The following is a 22,862-nucleotide window of genomic DNA, read 5'->3' on the forward strand; positions in this document are numbered from 1 at the left end:
GTTTGCATCTCTGCAATTTTACCTTGGTGCATTGCGACACCACCTATTAATTGTACATCGTAATGAATCATGTCCCAAGTAATTGGCTTACCTGCAGCATCCCAAGAGTTTGCCCAAATAGCTTGGTCTCCGTCTAAGGTTACATAATCATTATCACCAGAAATTTCGCGGTCAAAGGCATTAGCCGTTACCGGAATTTCTGTATTGTGTACAAAACGTTTTGCAGTTTCTTTTACTACAGCGAAAGCTTCTGGTAAGATGTCGTTTAGAACTTCTTCAGTAATATTATAGATATCATCTTCGATCTTATCGACTTCGACATACATATCCTCGCGCTCATCTATATCTTCTGTAATTGTAGCTTTGGCTAAAAGGTCTTCTTTTTGTGTGTTGAGCGGTAATCTCGCTTCAGCAATTTTTTCCTTAAACTCAGTCGTCTTAGCTCTAAGCTCATCGTGAGATAAAGCTTCAAGCGCTTTCTCAAAAGTTTTTATTTTATCTACAATTGGTTTTAATTCGCCAACGTCTTGTTTGGATTTATCTCCAACAAAAACTTTTAGTACTTTATCTAAAAAACTCATATTATATATATTGTATCAGATTGATTGGTGTCAAACTGTGTGTTAATTTCAGTAAAAAAGGCTAGCTCATAAGGGCTAGTTATTATTTTAAATTAAGAGAATCCGAAAATAAAAAAAGTCTCTCAGTTATGATAACGCAAGAGACTTTTTTTTGTGTAATATTATATGTTAATATTCATCCTCATTCCAGAGATAATCTTCATCAGTAGGATAATCTGGCCAAATTTCTTCAATAGAGTCGTAAGAATCACCCTCGTCTTCTATCGCTTGTAAATTTTCAACAACCTCCAAAGGAGCTCCTGTTCTAATTGCATAATCAATCAGTTCGTCTTTTGTTGCCGGCCAAGGTGCATCACTTAAATAAGATGCTAATTCTAATGTCCAATACATTTGCGTATAAATTTAATTTTTGCAAAAATAATTTTTTAGTTGAACAATTCAAGAAAAAATCAAATTAATTAATCATTAATAGAAAGAACGTGTAATTCTCAAACTCTACGGATTACTTTATTGCAATTTATAATCCTGTTCTGAAGTGATAGATAATTTTCAATTCGAATGCGTTTTATAACCCATTGGGAATAAAATTCGTACCAAGAATTAAATTTAATAGGAGGTTGTTCTCTATACAATTCCGATTTTTCAGAATTGTATAGAACTGACGTCTCAATTAAGGTATTAAGATTCTTTTTTTGGAATCCACTTTATCTCTTCAGCCTGTAAATCAGATGTCAACTTCCGTGCCAATACAAAAAGGTAGTCAGAAAGTCGATTGATATACATTAGGGTTTCAGGTTGAAACGGCTCTAAATCATTGAGATGTGAAGCTAAGCGCTCAGCTCTACGGCAAACTGTACGTGCAATGTGACAGAATGACACCGTTTGATGACCACCTGGTAATACGAAGTGCGTCATTTGCGGTAAGCTGTCTTCCATAAGATCCATTTCTTTTTCTAAACGTTCTATGTCTGCATTAGAAATCTTAGGAATATTTAAACGTGCTTTGCCATTTTTTAAAGTCGCTTTTTCTGGATCTGTTGCTAAAATAGCACCAACCGTAAATAAACGATCTTGAATTTCCATTAACGTATTTTTATACAACGGGTCAATGTTTTGATCTCTAATGAGTCCAATATGAGAATTGAGCTCATCTATAGTACCGTAACTTTCTATTCTTATATGATGCTTAGGGACGCGTGTGCCACCAAATAGAGCAGTGGTACCTTTATCTCCTGTTTTTGTATATACTTTCATATTTCAAAGTTAAGAGTTATGAGTGAAAAAGTTATAGTTTTTTAATTTAAGAGCTAAAGACTTTTTTATCGATTATGAGTATCACTCTCAACTACACCATCACGTAAACGAATAACACGATGTGCGTGTGCTGCAATTTCTTCTTCGTGCGTTACCATAATTACGGTATTACCTGAACTATGAATTTTATCGAATAATGCCATGATTTCTAGACCAGTTTTAGAATCTAAGTTACCCGTTGGCTCATCGGCTAAGATTATAGATGGTTTGTTAACTAAGGCACGGCCAATAGCAACACGTTGGCGTTGACCACCAGAAAGTTGATTAGGTTTGTGGTCCATACGATCTGCTAAACCAACATCTGTTAAAACTTCTGAAGCGCGATCTTGGCGTTGCTTTTTTGAAGCACCTGCATAAATCATTGGTAAGGCTACATTTTCTAATGCAGTAGTTCTTGGTAGTAAGTTGAAGGTCTGAAAAACAAAACCAATTTCTGTATTTCTAATTTCGGCAAGTTCATCATCAGTCATCTGACTTACATCGTTCCCACTAAGGTTATATGAACCTGCAGTAGGTGTGTCTAAGCAACCTAGTAAGTTCATTAACGTTGATTTACCAGAACCAGAAGGTCCCATGATAGCGACATATTCGCCACGTTTAATGTCTAAATCGATACCTTTTAAAACATGAACGATTTCTTGTCCTAGTTTAAAATCTCTAATGATATTTCTAATTTCAATGACATTGTCACTCATAATTAAATAGTCTTGGTTGTTTAAATCCTTTGCAAGGTAAAAGAATTTAAAAATCAGTTCACCAAATAAGACGTTAAAGTTATAAGGTTGTTACAGTCTAATTTTAAAATGTTCTTTGACTTGTTCTTTTCTAAAGAATACAAAACCTAAATGGAAGCAATCTACAGTTACAGAAACAGCATTTTGAGCTTTAATATGCTCCCAGGCTTCTGTCATCCCTTTAGACCAATAAATATCATCAAAAATAAAAATAGTATCATTATTGACTTTAGGTAAAAGTGTTTCAAAATATTGAATGGTTGCATCTTTGTTGTGATGACCATCAAAGAAAATAAAGTCAAATGTGTCTTCTTTTAAATCAGGAATGGTATCAGTAAAATTTCCTGTAATAAACTCAACATTTTTTACTTTTTGATTTTGAAGTTTTGACTTTGCAAATTCTAAAGTATTTGGGCAACCTTCAATTGTTGAAATACTTGAAGATTGATTAGCCAAAGCAATTGCGTAAGTTCCCATTCCTAAAGAGGTGCCTAATTCTAAAATGGTTTTAGAGTGAAAATAGTTTGCAATTCTGAATAAAATTTTAGTGTCTTTTTTTGAGCTACTCGATGTTCTAACCATTTCACTAACCTTACGCTCATTAGTATCTAAAACTTTCGAACCTTCTCCTAAATCTTTGATTTTTAAAACAGTATTTGATTTTTTTAATGTTTCACGATAGTCGTTTATAAAAGTATAAGCTTCATGTTTTGTTTTGTCGTATAGGCATTTTGTAATAAAATTATATACAAAAGGGGAGTGGACTCCGTGTTGATTTCTGGAGTTTAAAAGGAATTTTATATATGCTATTATTTGGTACAAATTATTAATATAATCGATTGCAAAGAAACTGTAATTATTTAGAATAATAAATTTTGGATTTACTCTGAAATTATTTCTGTTCATTTTGTCTTGATAGCAAACGAACCAAAAATTACAAGCAATTTGACCAAATTGCTAAAACACCATTTACTTTAGCAATTTTGTGCTTAACGCTCTACTTTGCACCTTCATTCCATCGTTCATTATTTCTGCAAATTGATGTTTTCGACTATGTCGAAATTTAGGATGTGATTATTAACCTTGGCTTGTTTTAATTTTAAATGAGTGAATGTTTATTGCTTACATCTGAAATCTACCACTGAGACTGAATACTATTCCTCAAGTTTCTCCGATAACTCAAACCAGCGCATTTCTTTTTTGCTAATAGTGTCAATTATAGTTTGAAGTTTCTCTGATAATTTAGAAATTTCATCTTGTGATAACTCTGGGTCATGAAACTTTGCTTCTAAAGCAGTTTTATCTAGTTCTAACGAACGAATTTTTGATTCTAAATTCTTATGCTCTTTTTGTTCATTATAAGAAAGTTTTTTAGCTTCGTTTTGCTTTACAACTTTGGTGTTATCCGTTTTTTTAACCTGTTCAATTTGTTTTGGTTTACTTGCGTCATAGGCTCTGAAATCTGAATAATTCCCTGGAAAATCATCGACAACTCCTTCACCTCTAAATACAAACATGTGGTCTACAATCTTATCCATAAAATAACGATCGTGAGAAACAACTAATAATACTCCAGGGAAATCCATTAAGAAATCTTCTAAAACATTAAGCGTTACAATGTCTAAATCGTTTGTTGGTTCATCTAAAATTAAAACGTTGGGGTTTTGAATTAAAACGGTACATAAATATAAACGCTTTTGCTCTCCACCACTTAATTTTTCGACAAAGTCATATTGCTTTTTTCTATCGAATAAAAACTTTTCTAGTAACTGTTGCGCACTAATCTGACGCCCTTTAGCTAACGGAATATAATCTCCAAATTCTTTAATAACGTCAATAACTTTTTGACCTGGTTTTGCTTTAATACCTCCTTGTGTATAATATCCGATTTTTACAGTTTCACCAATTACTACTTTTCCGCTGTCTGGATGTAAACTCTCAGTTAAGAGATTTAAAAATGTAGATTTACCAGTTCCGTTTTTTCCAATGATACCGATGCGATCTCCTTTTTTAAAGGTGTATTCAAACCCATCTAATATTGTTTTGTCTTTAAAGGCTTTCGAAACGTTATGAAACTCAATAATTTTGCTTCCTAAACGCGCCATATTAATATCTAATTCAATTTTATGATCGTTACGACGTTTATGTGCTTTAGATTTTATTTCAGAGAAATCATCGATTCTACTTTTAGATTTGGTAGTTCGTGCTTTAGGTTGGCGACGCATCCATTCTAACTCCTTTTTAAAGAGTTGTTTGGCTTTACCAACTTCGGTAGCATCATTTTCAATTCTAGCTTCCTTTTTTTCTAAATAGTAAGAATAATTCCCTTTGTAAGTATGCAGTTGTCCGTGGTCTAATTCTACGATTTCATTACAAACACGTTCCAGAAAATAACGGTCGTGTGTTACCATAAACAACGTTTGCTGTGTTTTAGCAAAATATTCTTCTAGCCACTCAATCATTTCTAAATCGAGATGGTTAGTTGGTTCATCTAAAATTAAAATGTCGGGTTTGCTTAATAACGCTTGCGCTAGTGCTAATCGTTTTTTTTGTCCACCAGATAGTGTATTTACTTTAATAGATAAATCATCTAGCTTTAATTGCGAAAGTGTTTGCTGGTATTGTGTTTCAAATTCCCAAGCATTGTGTCTGTCCATACCTTCAAAAGCTAATTGATAAGCTTCAGCATCTTCAGGATCTTTTAAAGCGTTTTCATAAGCTTCAATAATTTTTAAAACAGGAATATCTGAGGCAAAAATAGTTTCTTCGAGCGTGAGTTTAGGATCTAAATCTGGTTCTTGGTCTAAGAATGCCAAACGAAGCCCTTTTCTAGCAACAACTTGCCCTTCATCTGGAGTGTCTTTTCCGGATAGAATATTTAGGATAGAGGTCTTTCCGCTTCCGTTTTTTGCTACAAATGCAATTTTTTGGTCTTTATGAATACTAAAGGATAAGTCTTTAAAAAGTTTAAGCTCACCAAAAGACTTTGATATATTTTCTACGTTGAGATAATTCAAACTAAATTTTTTACAAAGAACGTAAATAAACCAAAAAGAATACCAATAGTTTTGATATTACTATTGATGCATTATATTTGTCTGTAAACACCATTTTTCTTATGAAGCGGTTAAAGCTTTTAATTCTATTACTTACTTGTGTTATTGTTTCATCTTGCATACCACATAAAGACACTGTTTATTTACAAAACAAAGACAATTCACTTAACGATAGTCTGCAAAATAATCTTTCGGAAGTACAGAAGCCCTACAGAGTTCAGATTGCAGATATTTTGAATATAAGAATTAAGGTTTTAGACCAAGATAATGAGCAGATTTTTAATCCTGTTGGTGAGGATAATTTAAATGCTAGTAGTGCTGAGCGCGCTTATTTTGATGGTTTTACTATTGATTTACACGGCAATATAAGAATCCCACAACTTGGAGAGATAAATGTTTTGGGATATACCACTGACGAAATAAGACTGCTTTTAGAAAAAAAATTATTAGCCGAGCAATTTAAGAAAACTGCAAACATTTTTGTTACGGTTAAGTTAGCAGGATTGCGCTTTGTGGCTAGTGGTGAAGTTGCGAATCCAGGTAGTATTACATTATTTCAGGATAGAGTAAATATTTTTGAAGCTATAGCTAATGCAGGTGAAATAGTGCAAACTGGTAACAGAAAAGAGGTGATGGTTATTAGACAATATCCACAAGGACAAAAAATTCATAATTTAGATTTAACGGATATTAATGTTATGAAATCCCCTTACTATTATATACAACATAACGATATGATTTATGTGAAGCCTTTAAAGCAAAAATCTTGGGGAACAGGTATCACAGGTGCCCAAACTTTTACAACACTGATAACAGTTTTAGGTTTATTAACTACAAGTGTTCTTTTAATTGATAGATTGTAGATTATGAGTGAGTATGAATATGAAGCAGAGACTAATGAAACGAGCCAGTCTAATTTTGATATTAAAGGCTTATTGTTTAAAATTTTAAATTATTGGCCTTTAATACTTATATCGGTAATTATTGGTTTGAGTATAGCGCATTATGTCAATGTAAGAAAAGAAAACGTCTATAGATTAGATAGTTTAATGTCTATTGAAAATGATCAAAGTCCCTTAGTTACCGCTAATACAAGTATTTCATTTAATTGGGGAGGCGTTTCTGGTAAAGTAGGTAAAGTAATCACAGAAGTAAATACAAGAACACATAATGAATTGGTTGTTGACTCATTAGAGTTTTATAAGCAGTATCTAAAACAAGGCGAATATCATCTCAAAGATATATACAAAAATTCTCCGTTTTCTGTTATTATAAATAAAAATTCATCTCAAATTCTCTCAAAATTAATTGAAATAAAACCTATAGATGATAACTCGTTTGAGTTGTCTATTAATATGGGAGAGTCTAAGAGCGTTAACTGTCAAAATTATAAGTCGACAAAGATTAAAAGGGTTGGTGTTTCGTCTGGTATGATCACCAAAACATATAGATATGGTCAAAATATTAATTTACCATATTTTAATGCAGTCATACAAAAAGATTCGACTATAAATTTTGAGCCAGATATTAAGTATTATGTGAAGTTTTCAGATTTTGATAACGTAGTTAATCAATATAAAAATGTTGTAAGAGCTAATCCGAAATCTAAAGACGCGTATTCAATTCTTATTATGTCTATGATAGGAAAAAATAAAGCTAGAATTGTTGATTATCTTAATACCACGGTTACAATCTTAAGTCGTACCGAATTAGAACGAAAAAATTTATATGCAACAAATACTATAAAATTTATTGATAGTAGTTTAGCAGATGTGAATGACAACTTGAAGTCTGAAACTAACGAGATGAATAACTTTAGAAAAAAGAACAAAGTTTTTGATGTCACTGATGCCTTACAAGTTGTATCTGAAAATGTAAAAGAATTAGATCGCTCAAAAGAAGCTGAGAAAGTAAAACTAGAATACCTCAATTCATTAGAACAATATCTTTTAGAAAATAATACTGATTTCACCCAGATTACCGCACCTACTAGTTTAGGTATTGACGAAGCTAATATCATCACAGGCGTCATAAGTATTACAGCGCTAGCCATTGAGCGTCAAAACTTAGAATATACAACAAAGGAGGGGAATGTTTTATTTAATGACTTAGATCGAAGAATAAAGGCTCAAAAAAATGTGCTTTTAGAAACAATAACGGCTACCAAAAGAACAATTAATTTACAATTAAACGCAATTAATAGAAATATAGGAAGGTTAGAAGCAGAGCTTAGTGATTTACCTGGTGATCAGCAAGAGTTCTTAAAAATTCAACGTAAATTAGATATAAGTATAGAAACGTATAATATTTACCAAAGTAAACGTAGTGAGGCGGCAATTATAAAAGCAGCAAACGTCTCAGATATTGTATTTATAGATGAAGCAAAAGATATAGGTAATCCACCTATTGGTCCAAAAAAATCTTTAAACTATACGATGGCTCTGCTTTTAGGCATAGCATTACCTGTATGTTTCGTTTTAGTATTGTATTTATTAGATAATAATATTCACAGTGTTAATGACGTAGAAAAACTATCAAGTATTCCCATATTAGGTTTAATTGGTAGATTTAATCATCCCAATAATCTTATTGTTTTTGAAAAGCCAAAGTCTACCATAGCAGAGTCTTTTAGAGCCTTACGTTCAAGCCTTCAATTTATATACAGAAAACAACAAGGTAGTGATGATTTAGGAAAAACTTTAATGATTACATCTTCAGTGAGTGGTGAGGGTAAGACATTTTGTTCAATTAATATCGCAAGTGTTTATGCATTAACAGGAAAGAAGACTATTCTTTTAGGACTAGATTTGCGTAAACCAAAAATATTTGGTGATTTTAGCCTAAATAATGATATAGGAATTGTTAACTACTTAATAGACCAGAATAGTTTAGAGGATGTCATTGTTAATACGCACATAGATAACTTAGATTTAATTTCTTCAGGTCCAATACCACCTAATCCGTCAGAACTTTTAATGGGAGATAAATTAAAAGAAGCCCTTAAGGAGTTGCGTAAGAGTTATGATATTATAATTTTAGATACTCCACCGCTAGGTTTAGTAACAGATGCTTTAGAATTATCTAATTATGCTGATGCAACCATTTATATGGTTCGTTTTGATTATACTAAAAAGGGTATGCTGCAATTAGTCAATGCTAAGTATAGAAATGGAGAAGTGAAAAATGTAAGTTTTGTTCTTAATTTTTATAAGCATAAGGCTAGATATGGTTATGGTTACGGCTATGGTTATGGTTATGGAAGCTACGGTAATACATATCATGAAAACGAAAAACCTTCTGTAATAGCAAAGGTTAAGCGTTTTATTAAGCGTAAATAATAAGGACATTAATTTGATAACACACTCACAGCTTAGAGTTAAACGTTATTTTGATTTTATTTTGGCATTAATTCTATTGCCATTTTTAGGCATTCCTATTTTATTCTTAATAATACTTATAACCATTGATACTAAACAATGGGGAATTTATACACAATTAAGAGTTGGGCAACATGCAAAACTATTTAAGATTTATAAGTTAAGAACTTTAAAGAATGAAAAGCATCAATTAGGGCATTTAGAAAGAAGTGCTACTAGGCTAGGTAAACTTTTAAGGCACACCAAATTAAATGAATTACCACAGCTTTATAATGTGTTAATTGGTGATATGAGTTTTGTTGGTCCAAGACCTGATTTGCAGGGTTTTGCAGATGAATTAAAAGGAGAGGATCGTATTATTTTATTAGTCAAACCAGGAATTACTGGTCCAGCAACACTAAAATATAAGAATGAAGAGCGTGTATTAGAGCGACAAAAAGACCCAGAAGAGTACAATAGAGCGATTATTTGGGTAGATAAAGTGAAAATCAATAAAAATTACCTTCTTAATTATAGTTTTTATTTAGATTTGACATTCATTTTAAAATCTACTTTAAACAAATGACACATTCTGAAGACAAAATTGCAATCATAGGATTAGGTTATGTCGGCTTGCCCCTTGCCGTTGAATTTGCAAAACAATTTTTTGTTGTTGGTTTCGATATTAATAAACAACGTATCAAAGAGTTAAACGAAGGTATTGATAAAACACTTGAAGTTGAAAACGAAAATTTAAAGACAGTTTTAACTACAGACTTAAATTCAAGCAAGGGATTATATATAACTGATAATGTTGAAGCTTTAAAAACAACAAACATTTATATAATTACAGTACCAACTCCAACAGACGCTTTTAATAAACCAGTATTTACTCCACTAATAAAAGCAAGTGAATCTGTAGGTAGAGCCATGTCTAAAAATGATATTGTTATATACGAATCAACAGTATACCCTGGTGCAACAGAAGATATTTGTGTGCCAATTTTGGCTGAAATTTCTGGGCTAACTTATAATAAAGACTTTTTTGCAGGCTATTCTCCAGAACGTATTAATCCAGGAGATAAGCATCATACTGTAACTAAGATACTAAAGGTGACATCTGGTTCTACGCCAGAAATCGCGAAAAGAGTTAATGACTTATATTTAAAAGTTATTACTGCAGGTACGCATTTAGCACCATCAATAAAAGTTGCTGAAGCTGCAAAAGTTATAGAGAATTCTCAACGCGATATTAACATTGCCTTTGTAAATGAATTGTCTAAAATTTTTAGATTATTAGATATAGATACAAAAGCTGTTTTAGAAGCTGCCGGTACTAAATGGAATTTCCTTAAATTCTCTCCAGGTTTAGTTGGTGGGCACTGTATAGGAGTTGATCCTTATTACTTGGCACAGAAGGCTATAGAGTCTGGTTATAATCCTGAGATTATTTTAGCAGGTCGTAAAATGAATGATAGTATGGGTAGTTATGTTGCTACTGAGACTGTAAAAATGATGATTAAAAAGGGTGCAACTATAAAAGGTTCTAATGCTTTAGTATTAGGAATTACTTTTAAAGAAAATTGCCCTGATATAAGAAACTCTAGGGTTATTGACATTATTGAAGAATTTGAATCATATCACGTAAATGTTGATGTTTACGATCCTTGGGCATCAAAAGAAGAAGTAAAACATGAGTATGATATTGATTTAAAAGCGTCAATGTCTGAGTTAAAGTCAGATTATGATGCTATCATACTAGCAGTATCACACAATGAGTTTTTAGAAATATCTTTAGATAATTTAAAATCTGATTCATGTGTTGTTTTTGATGTGAAGTCATTACTGCCTGTTGATTCAATAGATGCTCGTTTATAAAATTTATTAAACCCAAATTACCTCAAATCATGTACACAAATCCACACCATATAGAAGATCTTTCAAAATTAAATTTTTTAATTACTGGAGGAGGAGGCTTTATAGGCTCTAATCTTGTAGAATACTTATTAAAGTATAACGCAAAAAAAGTTAGAGTTTTAGATAACTTTTCAAATGGTCATCGTGAGAATTTAACTGAATTTATGGAGAACCCTGCTTTCGAACTCATCGAAGGTGATATTAGAGATTTGGAAACGTGTAAAAAAGCAATGGAAGGCATTGATTATGTGTCTCACCAAGCGGCTTTAGGCTCTGTGCCACGCTCTATAAATGACCCAGCAACAACCAATGCTGTAAATATTTCTGGCTTTTTAAATATGATGGTTGCTTTAAAAGATAGTCCTACTGTAAAACGTATGGTCTATGCAGCATCTAGTTCTACTTATGGCGATAGCAAAGCGTTGCCAAAAGTGGAAGATACTATTGGTAAACCATTATCTCCTTACGCAGTTACAAAATATGTAAACGAATTGTATGCAGATGTATTTGGTACAACTTACGATACAGATGTTATTGGTTTACGCTATTTTAATGTTTTTGGGCCTAAACAAAGTCCAGATGGTGCCTATGCAGCTGTAATTCCATTATTTATGCAAGCGCTAAATGATAATGAGCCTTCTAAAATAAATGGAGATGGAGAACAGACTAGAGATTTTACCTTTATTGATAATGTTGTGCAAGCTAACGTAAAAGGCTTTTTTGCTTCTAAAGATGCAAAGAATGAAGTATTTAATGTGGCTTGTGGAGAACGTATCACTGTTAACTACTTATGGGAGTCTTTAAAAATTGCAGCAAAATCTGATTTAAAAGCAATTTACGGGCCACCTAGACAAGGTGATGTAAGAGATTCTTTAGCTGATATTTCTAAAGCAAAGAAGCTTTTAGGGTATAAGCCACAATTTACAGTAAGAGAGGGATTGAAAATCACTTGGGATTACTTTAATTAAAATCTAACACTATTACTTATATTTATTTTTAGCTGAATTGTCAATATTTGGTATATTAGCACGTATTTAAAATTTAAGTAATTTGATTACTCATAATGAAGATGATTGGCTTTATACGATCTCTAGTAAGAGAAAGCTAGTAGACTTTAATTTTAAAGAAATTTGGCAATTCAGAGACCTGTTATTTTTGTTTGTGAAGCGAGATATTATCACGCTTTATAAACAAACCATGTTAGGTCCTTTATGGTATATTATTCAGCCGTTATTTACATCTGTTATTTTTACACTCATTTTCAATAAACTGGGAAATATTAATACAGGTATAGTACCTGCATTTTTATTCAATTTAGCAGGTATTAGTGCTTGGAACTACTTTAAAGATTGCTTAACAGGTACTTCAAGTACATTTACTAAAAATCAGAGTATTTTCGGAAAGGTATATTTCCCTCGTGTAATTATGCCTATGTCTATTACGATTTCAAATTTACTGAAGTTCGGAATTCAAATCTTAATTTTTTTCGGATTCTATGTGTATTATATTCTCATCGGAAAAGATATTCATATGAATTTGCATGCATTCTTATTTCCTGTTTATGTTATAATGATGGCACTATTAGGACTCGGGTTAGGTATGATTATTTCCTCTTTTACAACAAAGTATAGAGACCTTACCGTGTTAGTAGGCTTTGGTGTTCAGCTTTTAATGTATGTTTCTGCTGTACCTTATCCTATGTCTGAGGCTAGATTAAAATTCCCCCCTTTAGTCGCTACTTTAGTAGAATATAATCCGCTAACCCAAATTATTGAAGGATTTAGATACATGTTATTAAATACAGGGATTTTTAGTTGGTCTGGTTTTACCTATACATTAATTTTAAGCATCGTCATATTTCTAATAGGTTTGGTCATCTTTAATAGGACCGAAAAACAATTTATAGATACTGTATAGTATGTCTAATATTATTTTAAAAGCATCAAATGTAAATAAGCAATACCGATTAGGTGTTATAGGTACTGGTACGATAAATAACGATTTAAAACGATGGTGGTTTAAGATTAGAGGGAAAGAAGATCCCTTTTTAATGGTCGGAGAAACCAATGACAGAAGTACAAAAAGCAACAGTGATTATGTCTGGGCTTTGCGTAATATTAATTTTGAAGTCAACCAAGGTGAAGTCCTCGGTATCATCGGTAAAAATGGTGCAGGTAAATCTACCTTATTAAAAATACTATCTAGAGTTACAATACCTACCACAGGAGAAATAAAAACTAAAGGAAGAATTGCTTCTTTATTAGAAGTTGGAACCGGTTTTCATCCTGAAATGACAGGAAGAGAAAATATATATCTAAATGGTGCTATTTTAGGCATGACCAAGTCAGAAATAAAGCAAAAAGAAGAAGAAATTATAGATTTTAGTGGTTGCGAACGCTTTATTGATACACCTGTGAAACGTTACAGTAGTGGTATGCGTGTTCGCTTAGCTTTTGCTGTTGCAGCGCATTTAGAACCAGATATTCTTGTGATTGACGAGGTATTGGCTGTGGGTGATGCAGAATTTCAGAAAAAAGCAATTGGTAAGATGCAAGATATTAGCAAAGGCCAAGGCAGAACCGTTTTGTTTGTGAGTCATAATATGGCAGCAGTTAAGAGTTTGTGTACAAGAGCAATTGTCTTAGAAAATGGAAAAGTTGCTTTTGACGGAGGTGTTGAAAATGCTATTAAATTTTATTTAGAAGGCGCAAATACTATTAGTGTTAAATCAGAGTTTAAGGACAGAAAAGGAACAGGACTTATTAAAGTTAAGGATATAGAGGTCTTTGGAAAAAATCCGAATAGTAAGCCACAAACAGGGGATCCCTTTACAATGAGGTTTAATTTAGAAAATCGAGAAGAAATTAATTTTAGAGACATGAAATTTGACCTAAGAATAGATGATAATTTTGGGCAGCGCATCTCTTGGTTAAGCACTAGTCTGGTTGAGAAAAAATCACATAGCATTTCAAGTGGAATTAGCTTTTGTATGGACAGTCTTCAACTAAATAATGGTATTTATTATGTAACAACCTATATAGAAGCTAACAATGAAGTTTCGGATTGGATTGAGAATGCTTTCTCGTTTGAAGTTGATAAAGGTGATTATTATGGTACAGGCTATTTTGTATCAAATGGTCAGAGCAAGGCATTATTGAATTTTAAAATAAAAAATTGATGATTGTTAAAAAGGTAAAGCAGCTTTTATCGGAATATAGAAAAAATAGCGACAAGCAAATGTTATTGCTCAAGGAGCTTAATTGGGCAAATATATACCATGATAGTATTAGAGGAAAAGACTGGTTAGAAAAATTACCTTTAAATGTTGGGAGATGGGCAGGTAATTATTCTTTTTTTTATGTACTTGGCAGAGTTCTAGATAATTATAAACCTACTAAAATTTTAGAACTTGGACTTGGCGAATCTACTAAGTTCATTTCGACCTATTTAAATCATATGTTAACGAATAGTTGGCACACTATAGTCGAGCAAGATGAAGATTGGTGTGTTAAATTCAAGAGTAATTTTCCTTTATCAAAACAATCTAATATTATCGTAAGTCCGCTTTCAGAAAAAGTAATAGATTCAAGTACAGTTAAAGTTTATGAGAACTTTGAATCTAAAGTTAATGAGACTTTTGATTTGTATGTTGTTGATGGACCACACGGAAGCCCAACACTATCGCGAGTAGAAATTCTCTATTTAGCAGACCTGTTTACTTCAAATAGTGAGTTTATCATTATTTTTGATGACTACAATAGACTTGGAGAACAAAATACTGTAGAAAAGCTATTTGAAATCCTAATCAAAAAAAATATTAAATTTTATAAAGGTATATACTTGGGTACAAAGCGTGTCATTGTTATAGGTACCGAAAAATATAAGCATGTAGCTTCACTTTAGAACTTTTTAGTGATTTTTTTAATAGTATCATTTAACCTATTTTTTAATGGAAGAGCCATTAGTTTCAATCATTATTCCGGTTTACAATAGAGCAACTATTCTTAAAGGTACAATTGACTCTATAATTGCTCAAACCTATAAGAGTTTTGAATGTATAGTGATTGATGATGGTAGTACGGATGAAACATTTGCTGAGTTGCTCAAATTTCAAGAATTAGATGCTAGAATAAAACCTTTTAAAAGACCAAAGAATAAACTAAAAGGGGGAAACGCTTGTCGAAACTATGGTTTTGAAATGAGTAAAGGAACTTATATTGTTTGGTTTGATAGTGACGACTTAATGCATGAAAATTATTTAGAATCTCAGGTCACTGCACTTAAAAATTCAAAATCCAACTTTTGTGTATGTAATAGTACTTGGAAAACTATGACAGGTAGAATCAAAGAAGGTTTTCGTAGTAGCAAGATTAAATCTAATGATGTAATTAATGATTATATTCAATTTATAATATTTTGGCATATTAACGCTGTATGCTATAAAAGTGAGTTCTTAAAAAACCATTCACTTCAATTTGATGAAACACTACAACAGTCTCAAGAATATGACTTTCATGTTAGAGTATTACGGATTGATAAAAATTATAAAATAGTAGAACAGCACTTGGTTACAATTATAGCTTCTGAAAACAGTATATCTTATTCAGATAATAACATTTATAAAAAAACAGTATCTAGTCTAAAAGTAAAAAAGAGATTTTTAAGTTATAGTCAAGAAAACGTACTTAAACTTCAAACGAAAAAATTCTTATTAACTGATATTCATAATGTGTTTCAACAACAAACTATGAAAAAAAATACGAGGATATCTATTTATTCCGCTTACGCTTATCTGTCTGCACATCTTACTGATAAGAAGATATTCAAAAACTATTTTTTTAAACATTTAATACCCGTATTAACCATTACCATTGCTTATAATCTATTTGGTATAGGTTATAAATTGTTCAAAAAAAGCAATACTTTTAATTATGTTAAGTAATTAATTAAAGTAGTTATATTATAAAATATGAGTAAGGCCCAAAGTTTAGTATCTATTATCATTCCCATATATAACAGAGCGCACCTCATAAGTGAAACGTTAAACAGTATTACTGCACAAACGTTTTCAAATTGGGAATGTATAATTGTAGATGACGGGAGTACGGATAATACAATGACCGTTTTAAAAACATTTCAGAAAGAAGATTCTAGATTCAGAATCTATAAAAGATCAGAAGATAAAACTAAAGGAGCTAATGCTTGCAGAAATTATGGTTGGAGTTTAGCAAAAGGAGACTACATCAAGTTTTTTGATAGTGATGATGTAATGAAGTCTCAGTTTCTCGAAAATCAGGTTAAACATTTAGATGAAAACCCAAATTTAGATTTTTGTGCAAGCTACTGGGAAGTATGGTACGCTGATGGTTCTACCATGAAAAATAAACCATATACAGATATAGATTTCAGAGAAAATCCTGTAAAATCATATTTATTAGAGAGTCATATATTTCCAACACCAGCTCCGCTTTGGAGAAAAATATTCTTAGTTACTGCAGATTATTTCAATGAAGACCTACAACGCGGACAAGAGGCTGATTTTCACTTTAATATAATGTGTAAATCACCCAACTATGAATTCGTAGACGATTTTGCGTTTTTGGTACGTGTTGGTCACGATAGTATAAAAACAAAAGGATCAACTTTCGATGCCCAATTATCTATTTTTAAATATTTTAAAAATGTTGCCAAAAAAGTTAGTATTAGTAATAATGTAGAGAAAGAACATTTAATTCAATATGCTTTTTTTAGAATGGCAATTGCATTTTATAATATGATTTCGAGATCAAACAAAAATGAACGTAATACGTTATTTGACAACTATTTTGAAACCTTAAAACAACTGTCAGAAGAACCTTATATAAATAAAAGGAGTAGATTAGCACTAGGAAAAATTGCCTTAAAGTATTTAGGAAAAGGGTATATGTTTTTCTATTACCCAGAGTTCGATCATCGTTTAAAAATAGACTATTAATTATGCCTAGATTATTATTTGTTTGTCCAGATATACAACAACCATCAGGTGGTATAAAGCAGATTTATAGACAAGTAGATGTTTTGAATAAAAATAACTTTGAAGCTTATATTCTGCATGAGAATTCAGGTTTTAAATGCAACTGGTTTGCAAATACAACACCAGTAGTTTACAACTCATCCCTTTTTAAGGCCTTAGCAAATTTAAAACTGAAAGCTGACCTTTCATCTAAACAGAAATTGAAATCGTTGGTAAAGCAAAGTATAAAGAAAGCTAAAAATTCTGGTGTAAAAGGAGAGGTTATAGAAATCTTAGAGAGCGATATTTTAGTGTTTCCAGAAGTATACGGACCTAAGTTGGCCGAAGTAAAACCTGGTATTAAAAAAGTAATTTATAACCAAGGTGCTTATCAAACATTTTTTGGTTATGATTTAGATTTAAAAGATACCCATACACCATACCATCACAAGGATTTAATTAGTGTGATTGTGAATTCTGAAGATGCCAAACAATACATGAATTTAGCTTTTCCTAAGCTAAATATTTATAGAGTTAAATATGGTTTTGATAGCAATAAATTTTCAATAAAAACGACTAAGAAAAAACAGATTTCTTTTATGCCAAGACGTTTGCGATCAGATATTGTTCAGGTCATAAATATTTTAAAATTTAAAGGAGTTTTAGATGGTTGGAACATTAAGCTAATTGAAAATATGAGCGAACAGCAAGTAGCGGATTGTATGAAAGAAAGTACTATTTTCTTAAGCTTTAATATTAATGAAGGCTTTGGGATGCCACCAGCAGAAGCGATGGCTTGTGGTTGTATTGTTGCAGGTTATCCTGGTCAAGGTGGTACGGAGATTTTTAATACAGATTTTTCATTTCCTGTAAAGGATAGAGATATAAAAGCTTACGTAAAAACACTTGACAATCTTATAAAAGCTTACGAAGAAAACCCAGAGCCATTTAATATAATGACTAAAAAAGCATCAGAGTTTATTTTGTCAGAATATAGTATGGAAGAAGAAGAACGCACCATCATAGAGGCGTGGTCTAACGTTTTAAAATTAAAAGCCTAATAAATTTTGGCTAAAGTTACCGTAATCATACCGAGTTATAATCATCAAAACTACATCGAGCAGCGCTTAGATAGTATCCAAAATCAATCTTATAAAGATTGGGAAGCTATAATTATTGATGATAAATCGATAGATGATAGTGTCTGTCTTATTGAGAATTATCTAAAGAATAATCCAGACTTCAAAATCAAACAGTTTATAAAAAATGATATCAATTCTGGTAGTGGGTATAAATCATGGCAAAAAGGGATCAATTTAGCCACAACTGAATATATTTGGATTGCAGAAACCGATGATTATTGTGAGTCTGATTTTTTAGAGACTACAGTTGCAGCATTGGAATCGCATCCAAAAGTAGCCTTAGCATTTACGGGAAGTAACTATGTGGATACTAACGGTAAATTTTTATATAATTCATTAAAACGATTTTCGAAATTAAATTTAAAAGAAAGCGGGTTTAAAGTTTTTGAAGAAAAGGTTATGAAGGTAGATTTACCATTAAACGCTCTAATTACAAATGGAAGTAGTGTGGTGTTTAGAAAATCAAAAGCTATAATTCCGGATGCTATTTTCAATAACAAGCAGATATCAGATTTATTTTTATGGACCTATATATTAAAAGATGCATCATTTGTATGTATCAATAAAATGCTCAATTCATTTAGGAGACATGAGGCTTCCACAACCACAATTAATTTTGCGGAAAACAATTCTAAAGTATATAAAGAATACGTCAACTATCTTAATTATTTTGAATTAGATAAATCAACCTCAGTTAAAGTGCAAGATCATTTTATTAAACATTTTTTAATTCCTAATAGAAAAAAGGTTGGTTATTTTTATACCAAACCATTAGAGGAATTAAAAGGGTTTTCTAAAGTAACGATGCGAATTCAGATTATTAAAGCCTATATAAATCACACCATAAAAAAGTAACTTGTTTTTTTGAAAAAAGTTTCAGTCATCATACCAACATATAACCGTGCTGAGTTTCTAAAACTCACACTAGATAGCGTGCTTAATCAAACCTATAATCCAATAGAGATTATAGTAGTTGATGATGGTTCACCAAACACAGAAACAGCTGAATTGTGTGCAGTATACAAAACCGTTACATACCTAAAAACTAAAAATAGTGGTGGACCAGCAACACCTAGAAACATTGGTATTGCTAATGCAACAGGTGAGTATTTAGCATTTCTAGATGATGATGATATCTGGTTACCAAACAAAATAAAGGAACAAGTGGCTGTTTTAGAAAAGCATCCAGATTTCGGTTTAGTGCATTGTTATTGTAATGTTATTGATGAAAATGGAATATTTACAAATTCAACTGTAGGTAAACCAGGAAATCCATCAGTGAAACAGGGAGATGTAAAGCTTAAAATGATTGGTAATTGGACATTAATGATGCCAACACCATTAGTAAGAAAATCCTTGATTATTACTGTTGGATTTTTTAATACAACTATTCCGGCAGCTTTAGAAGATGTTGAGTTTTGGACGCGTTGTAGTTTTTACACAAAATTTTATTACATAGATAAAGCATTAGCAAATTATCGTGTGCATACCAATAATATTTCTGCTTTAAATCCTAATTATGTGAATTTGCCACTGTATCTAAAAGCGGTTTTACAAACACAATTAATAGAAAACAGAATTACACAAAAAGAGTATAAAAAGCTATTGCAAAACGTTAGTTTTTCGCAGGCTAAGAATATAAAGGCATATCCACTAAAAACATTCTTAAATTTATTTAAGATTAATCCATTTTGGATTATTAACTTTCACATATTAAAAGTGATACTAAAAAGAGTAATAGCATGACAAATACTACAGTTCTCATTACAGGAGGAGCAGGAAATGTAGGCAGTGCATTGGCTATAAAATTAGCTAAAGACACTAATAATACAGTTGTAATAATTGATAATATTTCCACAGGAAGTAGAGATAAAGTACCTAATCTAGACAACGTTATTTTCATTAAAGCAGATGTTAATAATTACCAAGACGTTGTACCTGTTTTTGGACGTTTTAATTTCGACTATGTGTTTCATTATGCTGCAGTAGTTGGTGTTGCACGTACCTTAGAAAATCCTATGTCTGTGCTTGAGGATATTGAAGGCATTAAAAACATATTGAATTTATCAAAAAACACAGGTGTTAAACGTGTGTTCTATTCGAGTTCATCAGAAGTTTATGGTGAGCCTTTCGAAATTCCACAAAACGAACAAACCACACCTCTAAATTCTAGATTGCCTTACGCTATTGTGAAAAATGTTGGTGAAGCTTTTTTTAAATCATTTTACGATGAATACGGCTTAGAATATACCATTTTTAGATTTTTTAATACTTATGGTCCAAATCAGAGTGATGATTTTGTAATGCCACGTTTCTTAAGAGCTGCGATGGCAAATGAGAATATATTTATTTATGGTGATGGGCAGCAGACGCGCTCATTCTGTTATGTAGATGATAATGTAGATACCTGCATTAAAGCGATGTACAGCGCAGATCATATTAATGAAGTTTTAAACATTGGTAGTGATATAGAAATGACGATTTTAGAATTGGCACAAGAGATTATTAAATTTACGAACTCTAAATCTGAAATCATCCATCTTCCTGCTTTAAAAGAAGGTGATATGGCAAGACGTTGTCCTGATAATTCTAAAATGCGCGAACTTTTAGATAGAGAATTAGTCCCTTTAGAAAACGGATTGAAACATTTAATTGATTTTTATGAGAATAGGGATTAATCCTGAAAAAGAAAACAATCAACTCGCGTTAGAATCCTATCATCGTGTGGTCATACCAGTTTATATTCCTAATCTGGAAGAAGACTATTTCAAAGATGGTTTAGTGATTTTTAAGTTGTGTGTTGAATCTTTGCTTCATACCATTCATAACAAAACTCGAATTTCACTTATTGATAACGGGTCTTGTAAAGTTGTTAATGAGTATTTGAAGCATTTATATGATTCTAATGAAAAGATAGATCAACTCTTAAATTCTAAAATCAACCTAGGAAAAGTAAACGCTATTTATTCGGCTGTAAAAAGTAATCTTGAACCTTTAATTACCATATCAGATGCAGATGTGATGTTCTTGCCCAATTGGCAAAGTAATGTCGAAGGTATTTTAAGAGATTTTCCTGAAAGTGGCATGGTTTCCCCAGTTCCAAGCAGTTTAGGTTACAGAAGTGAATTTTTAAATAGCACCACGTATTATGCTGTTTTTAAAGGTAAAATTCAGTTTGAAGATGTTATAAATCCAGAAGGACTAAAAAAATTCCAAGAAAGTATTGGTCGAGAGATGTACACTAATATTCATCTAGAAAAATACCTAACTGTTTCAAATTCAAAAAATTCTGCGGCTATTGGTTGTGGTCATTTTGTGGCGACGTTACGATCAGATATTTTTAAAAGCGCACCACAAGAAGTTTGTCAGCATAAAATTGTTGGAGGTAGCGAAAGCACCTATTTTGACATCCCTAATGATGAAGCCGGTTATTTAAGACTAGCAACAAAAGATAATTACGCCTACCATTTGGGTAATGTTTTTGAACCTTGGATGCAAAACAAAATGGAAGCATTATTACAACATCCCAAAGAAGAAACATTATTAGAAGAATTACCAGAAGGACAACCCATATCGTCTTTTCAATACACGATTGGTAAAATTCTTAAAATTCTTTTATTTAAAAAATTTAAAACCCAGTACTTTAAAATAAAAGGTGTAAAAACTCCATATTAATGGAAAAAATGGCAAAAGTCTTAATTTCAAATATTGCTTTGCCAACGGCTACAATTGGGAGTTGGACGACTAGAATGAGTCGTTTTGTAATTGAAAACCCTAACTTTTTTAAATATATACTTTCTCCAAATAAGAGTTTAAATACATCCGTGTTTTGCCAAAAACGTGCATTTATCACTTGGAAAAAACCATTACGTAAGTTACAGTTACGTCATTGGGTAGCATCAGATTATATAAAACAAATTAAAAAAATAGCAATTAAGTATGATAAATTAGTTATCGTAGTTATGGACGATTCACATTTAGTAGAAGCGATAAGTCTAATTAAGCACGGTTTAAAATGTGAGATAGAATTAGTCTTTTCATTTCATGGATTTAATCTAACGTTAGATTCGAAAATAATCACTTCAATCGATAAAATTCTGTGGTTATCTAAATTAGCTTCAGACAAAAATAAACTAAAGTATCACAATTTCCCTGAATCTTATGTGATCGGTAATGCTATAGACTCAAAGATATTTTTTCCGTTAGACGCTGAAAAATTTATTACGAATAGAGCTAAAAAAGGCTATTCAGAGTCAGATGAAATTTTAATTTGGATGGCAAATGATCGTCCAAAAAAAGGATTTCATATTTTTAAATCAGTAGCGGAGCAATTACTCGAGGAGCAAACAAATCTCAAAGTGATTATTATTGGGTCTACCCAAACGATTAATCATCCCAATGTAAGTTCAGTTGGTAGAATTCCCAACAGCGAAGTCGCTACGTATTTACAATTGGGTAGCTATTATATGTTTACAACCTTATATGAAGAAGGTTTTGGTCTATCAATGATAGAAGCTTTAAAATGTGGTAATGCAGTAATAGCTTCTAATCTTGGCGCAATTCCAGAAGTGTTGAAGGGTTTAGAACAAAACTATCTTATCGATGAACCCGAAGCCATAAATTCTTGGGAAGACTATTTTAATTTGGCAAGAACAAATAGTAACTTTGGCAAAGAGCGCCTATCAAAGAAGAATTCAGGTAGTATCTGGAATTATGAAGATTGGGAAGCGAAATTTATAGATGCTGTTTAAGTTAAACAAAGTTAGACTT

Annotated in this window: 21 protein-coding genes and 1 pseudogene; 16 read left to right on the forward strand and 6 right to left on the reverse strand. The window is 31.7% G+C overall.

The window, feature by feature from the left end:
- The 6 genes and pseudogenes from secA to B2U95_RS08405 all read right to left on the reverse strand — a co-directional run.
- Nucleotides 1–581: pseudogene (gene secA, locus B2U95_RS08380) on the reverse strand (preprotein translocase subunit SecA); the annotation flags it as partial.
- 168 nt (nucleotides 582–749) lie between these two features.
- Nucleotides 750–971, reverse strand: coding sequence for a DUF2795 domain-containing protein (locus B2U95_RS08385; RefSeq protein WP_008272287.1), 222 nt, complete (start codon nucleotides 969–971; stop codon nucleotides 750–752).
- 288 nt (nucleotides 972–1,259) lie between these two features.
- On the reverse strand, nucleotides 1,260–1,835 hold the full coding sequence (locus B2U95_RS08390) for a cob(I)yrinic acid a,c-diamide adenosyltransferase (RefSeq protein ID WP_296314900.1): 576 nt from the start codon (nucleotides 1,833–1,835) through the stop codon (nucleotides 1,260–1,262).
- Nucleotides 1,836–1,900: 65 nt separating this feature from the next.
- The gene (locus tag B2U95_RS08395; RefSeq protein WP_296314903.1) at nucleotides 1,901–2,590 is read right to left on the reverse strand and encodes an ABC transporter ATP-binding protein; all 690 of its coding nucleotides are present in this window, start codon (nucleotides 2,588–2,590) and stop codon (nucleotides 1,901–1,903) included.
- A 90-nt stretch (nucleotides 2,591–2,680) separates the two neighbouring features.
- A complete protein-coding gene (locus B2U95_RS08400; RefSeq protein ID WP_296314906.1) occupies nucleotides 2,681–3,535 on the reverse strand; it encodes an O-methyltransferase in 855 nt (284 codons plus the stop codon).
- 248 nt (nucleotides 3,536–3,783) lie between these two features.
- Complete coding sequence (locus B2U95_RS08405) at nucleotides 3,784–5,646, reverse strand: ABC-F family ATP-binding cassette domain-containing protein (RefSeq protein WP_296314908.1); 1,863 nt, start codon at nucleotides 5,644–5,646, stop codon at nucleotides 3,784–3,786.
- 101 nt (nucleotides 5,647–5,747) lie between these two features.
- On the opposite strand from B2U95_RS08405, the gene B2U95_RS08410 reads away from it, so the two are divergent.
- From B2U95_RS08410 to B2U95_RS08485, 16 genes are all read left to right on the forward strand, one after another.
- Complete coding sequence (locus B2U95_RS08410; protein ID WP_296314911.1) at nucleotides 5,748–6,548, forward strand: polysaccharide biosynthesis/export family protein; 801 nt, start codon at nucleotides 5,748–5,750, stop codon at nucleotides 6,546–6,548.
- Nucleotides 6,549–6,551: 3 nt separating this feature from the next.
- On the forward strand, nucleotides 6,552–9,023 hold the full coding sequence (locus B2U95_RS08415) for an exopolysaccharide transport family protein (RefSeq protein ID WP_296314913.1): 2,472 nt from the start codon (nucleotides 6,552–6,554) through the stop codon (nucleotides 9,021–9,023).
- A gap of 13 nt (nucleotides 9,024–9,036) precedes the next feature.
- Nucleotides 9,037–9,627 carry a sugar transferase gene (locus tag B2U95_RS08420; RefSeq protein WP_296314917.1) on the forward strand — a complete coding sequence of 197 codons (591 nt, stop codon included), beginning with the start codon at nucleotides 9,037–9,039 and terminating at the stop codon, nucleotides 9,625–9,627.
- Entirely contained in the window at nucleotides 9,624–10,919 is a 1,296-nt protein-coding gene (locus B2U95_RS08425; protein WP_296314920.1) for a nucleotide sugar dehydrogenase, read from the forward strand. The genes B2U95_RS08420 and B2U95_RS08425 overlap by 4 nt, the downstream gene beginning before the upstream one ends.
- A 29-nt stretch (nucleotides 10,920–10,948) precedes the next feature.
- Nucleotides 10,949–11,926: an SDR family oxidoreductase gene (locus B2U95_RS08430; protein ID WP_296314925.1), complete on the forward strand. Its 978-nt coding sequence runs from the start codon at nucleotides 10,949–10,951 to the stop codon at nucleotides 11,924–11,926.
- A gap of 85 nt (nucleotides 11,927–12,011) precedes the next feature.
- On the forward strand, nucleotides 12,012–12,875 hold the full coding sequence (locus B2U95_RS08435; protein ID WP_414727674.1) for an ABC transporter permease: 864 nt from the start codon (nucleotides 12,012–12,014) through the stop codon (nucleotides 12,873–12,875).
- A gap of 1 nt (nucleotide 12,876) precedes the next feature.
- Nucleotides 12,877–14,136: an ABC transporter ATP-binding protein gene (locus tag B2U95_RS08440; RefSeq protein ID WP_296314933.1), complete on the forward strand. Its 1,260-nt coding sequence runs from the start codon at nucleotides 12,877–12,879 to the stop codon at nucleotides 14,134–14,136.
- A complete protein-coding gene (locus B2U95_RS08445; RefSeq protein WP_296314937.1) occupies nucleotides 14,136–14,861 on the forward strand; it encodes a hypothetical protein in 726 nt (241 codons plus the stop codon). The genes B2U95_RS08440 and B2U95_RS08445 overlap by 1 nt, the downstream gene beginning before the upstream one ends.
- A gap of 46 nt (nucleotides 14,862–14,907) precedes the next feature.
- Nucleotides 14,908–15,900, forward strand: a complete 993-nt coding sequence (locus B2U95_RS08450; protein WP_296314942.1) for a glycosyltransferase family 2 protein — start codon at nucleotides 14,908–14,910, stop codon at nucleotides 15,898–15,900.
- A 27-nt stretch (nucleotides 15,901–15,927) separates the two neighbouring features.
- Nucleotides 15,928–16,932, forward strand: coding sequence for a glycosyltransferase family 2 protein (locus tag B2U95_RS08455; RefSeq protein ID WP_296314947.1), 1,005 nt, complete (start codon nucleotides 15,928–15,930; stop codon nucleotides 16,930–16,932).
- Between the two features lie 2 nt (nucleotides 16,933–16,934).
- Complete coding sequence (locus tag B2U95_RS08460; protein ID WP_296314950.1) at nucleotides 16,935–18,011, forward strand: glycosyltransferase; 1,077 nt, start codon at nucleotides 16,935–16,937, stop codon at nucleotides 18,009–18,011.
- A gap of 6 nt (nucleotides 18,012–18,017) precedes the next feature.
- Nucleotides 18,018–18,947, forward strand: a complete 930-nt coding sequence (locus B2U95_RS08465) for a glycosyltransferase (RefSeq protein ID WP_296314954.1) — start codon at nucleotides 18,018–18,020, stop codon at nucleotides 18,945–18,947.
- Between the two features lie 9 nt (nucleotides 18,948–18,956).
- Nucleotides 18,957–19,838 carry a glycosyltransferase family 2 protein gene (locus B2U95_RS08470; protein ID WP_296314958.1) on the forward strand — a complete coding sequence of 294 codons (882 nt, stop codon included), beginning with the start codon at nucleotides 18,957–18,959 and terminating at the stop codon, nucleotides 19,836–19,838.
- The gene (locus tag B2U95_RS08475) at nucleotides 19,835–20,770 is read left to right on the forward strand and encodes an NAD-dependent epimerase/dehydratase family protein (RefSeq protein ID WP_296314959.1); all 936 of its coding nucleotides are present in this window, start codon (nucleotides 19,835–19,837) and stop codon (nucleotides 20,768–20,770) included. Before B2U95_RS08470 ends, B2U95_RS08475 begins: the two co-directional genes overlap by 4 nt.
- On the forward strand, nucleotides 20,754–21,767 hold the full coding sequence (locus B2U95_RS08480; RefSeq protein WP_296314962.1) for a glycosyltransferase family A protein: 1,014 nt from the start codon (nucleotides 20,754–20,756) through the stop codon (nucleotides 21,765–21,767). Before B2U95_RS08475 ends, B2U95_RS08480 begins: the two co-directional genes overlap by 17 nt.
- 8 nt (nucleotides 21,768–21,775) lie before the next feature.
- A complete protein-coding gene (locus B2U95_RS08485) occupies nucleotides 21,776–22,843 on the forward strand; it encodes a glycosyltransferase family 4 protein (RefSeq protein WP_296314964.1) in 1,068 nt (355 codons plus the stop codon).
- The last annotated feature ends 19 nt before the right edge of the window (nucleotides 22,844–22,862 follow it).

This window comes from Winogradskyella sp. UBA3174, assembly GCF_002364335.1.
In the GTDB taxonomy this organism is placed as follows: domain Bacteria; phylum Bacteroidota; class Bacteroidia; order Flavobacteriales; family Flavobacteriaceae; genus Winogradskyella.

What these genes read in the sequence shown, in the direction of transcription:
- B2U95_RS08415 (WP_296314913.1), top strand. Translation starts at nt 6,552, where the DNA reads ATGAGTGAGTATGAATATGAAGCAGAGACTAATGAAACGAGCCAGTCT.
- B2U95_RS08440 (WP_296314933.1), top strand. Translation starts at nt 12,877, where the DNA reads ATGTCTAATATTATTTTAAAAGCATCAAATGTAAATAAGCAATACCGA.
- B2U95_RS08475 (WP_296314959.1), top strand. Translation starts at nt 19,835, where the DNA reads ATGACAAATACTACAGTTCTCATTACAGGAGGAGCAGGAAATGTAGGC.
- B2U95_RS08400 (WP_296314906.1), bottom strand. Translation starts at nt 3,535, where the DNA reads ATGAACAGAAATAATTTCAGAGTAAATCCAAAATTTATTATTCTAAAT.
- B2U95_RS08390 (WP_296314900.1), bottom strand. Translation starts at nt 1,835, where the DNA reads ATGAAAGTATATACAAAAACAGGAGATAAAGGTACCACTGCTCTATTT.
- B2U95_RS08480 (WP_296314962.1), top strand. Translation starts at nt 20,754, where the DNA reads ATGAGAATAGGGATTAATCCTGAAAAAGAAAACAATCAACTCGCGTTA.
- B2U95_RS08460 (WP_296314950.1), top strand. Translation starts at nt 16,935, where the DNA reads ATGCCTAGATTATTATTTGTTTGTCCAGATATACAACAACCATCAGGT.
- B2U95_RS08455 (WP_296314947.1), top strand. Translation starts at nt 15,928, where the DNA reads ATGAGTAAGGCCCAAAGTTTAGTATCTATTATCATTCCCATATATAAC.
- B2U95_RS08425 (WP_296314920.1), top strand. Translation starts at nt 9,624, where the DNA reads ATGACACATTCTGAAGACAAAATTGCAATCATAGGATTAGGTTATGTC.
- B2U95_RS08395 (WP_296314903.1), bottom strand. Translation starts at nt 2,590, where the DNA reads ATGAGTGACAATGTCATTGAAATTAGAAATATCATTAGAGATTTTAAA.
- B2U95_RS08430 (WP_296314925.1), top strand. Translation starts at nt 10,949, where the DNA reads ATGTACACAAATCCACACCATATAGAAGATCTTTCAAAATTAAATTTT.
- B2U95_RS08385 (WP_008272287.1), bottom strand. Translation starts at nt 971, where the DNA reads ATGTATTGGACATTAGAATTAGCATCTTATTTAAGTGATGCACCTTGG.
- B2U95_RS08450 (WP_296314942.1), top strand. Translation starts at nt 14,908, where the DNA reads ATGGAAGAGCCATTAGTTTCAATCATTATTCCGGTTTACAATAGAGCA.
- B2U95_RS08445 (WP_296314937.1), top strand. Translation starts at nt 14,136, where the DNA reads ATGATTGTTAAAAAGGTAAAGCAGCTTTTATCGGAATATAGAAAAAAT.
- B2U95_RS08485 (WP_296314964.1), top strand. Translation starts at nt 21,776, where the DNA reads ATGGCAAAAGTCTTAATTTCAAATATTGCTTTGCCAACGGCTACAATT.
- B2U95_RS08410 (WP_296314911.1), top strand. Translation starts at nt 5,748, where the DNA reads ATGAAGCGGTTAAAGCTTTTAATTCTATTACTTACTTGTGTTATTGTT.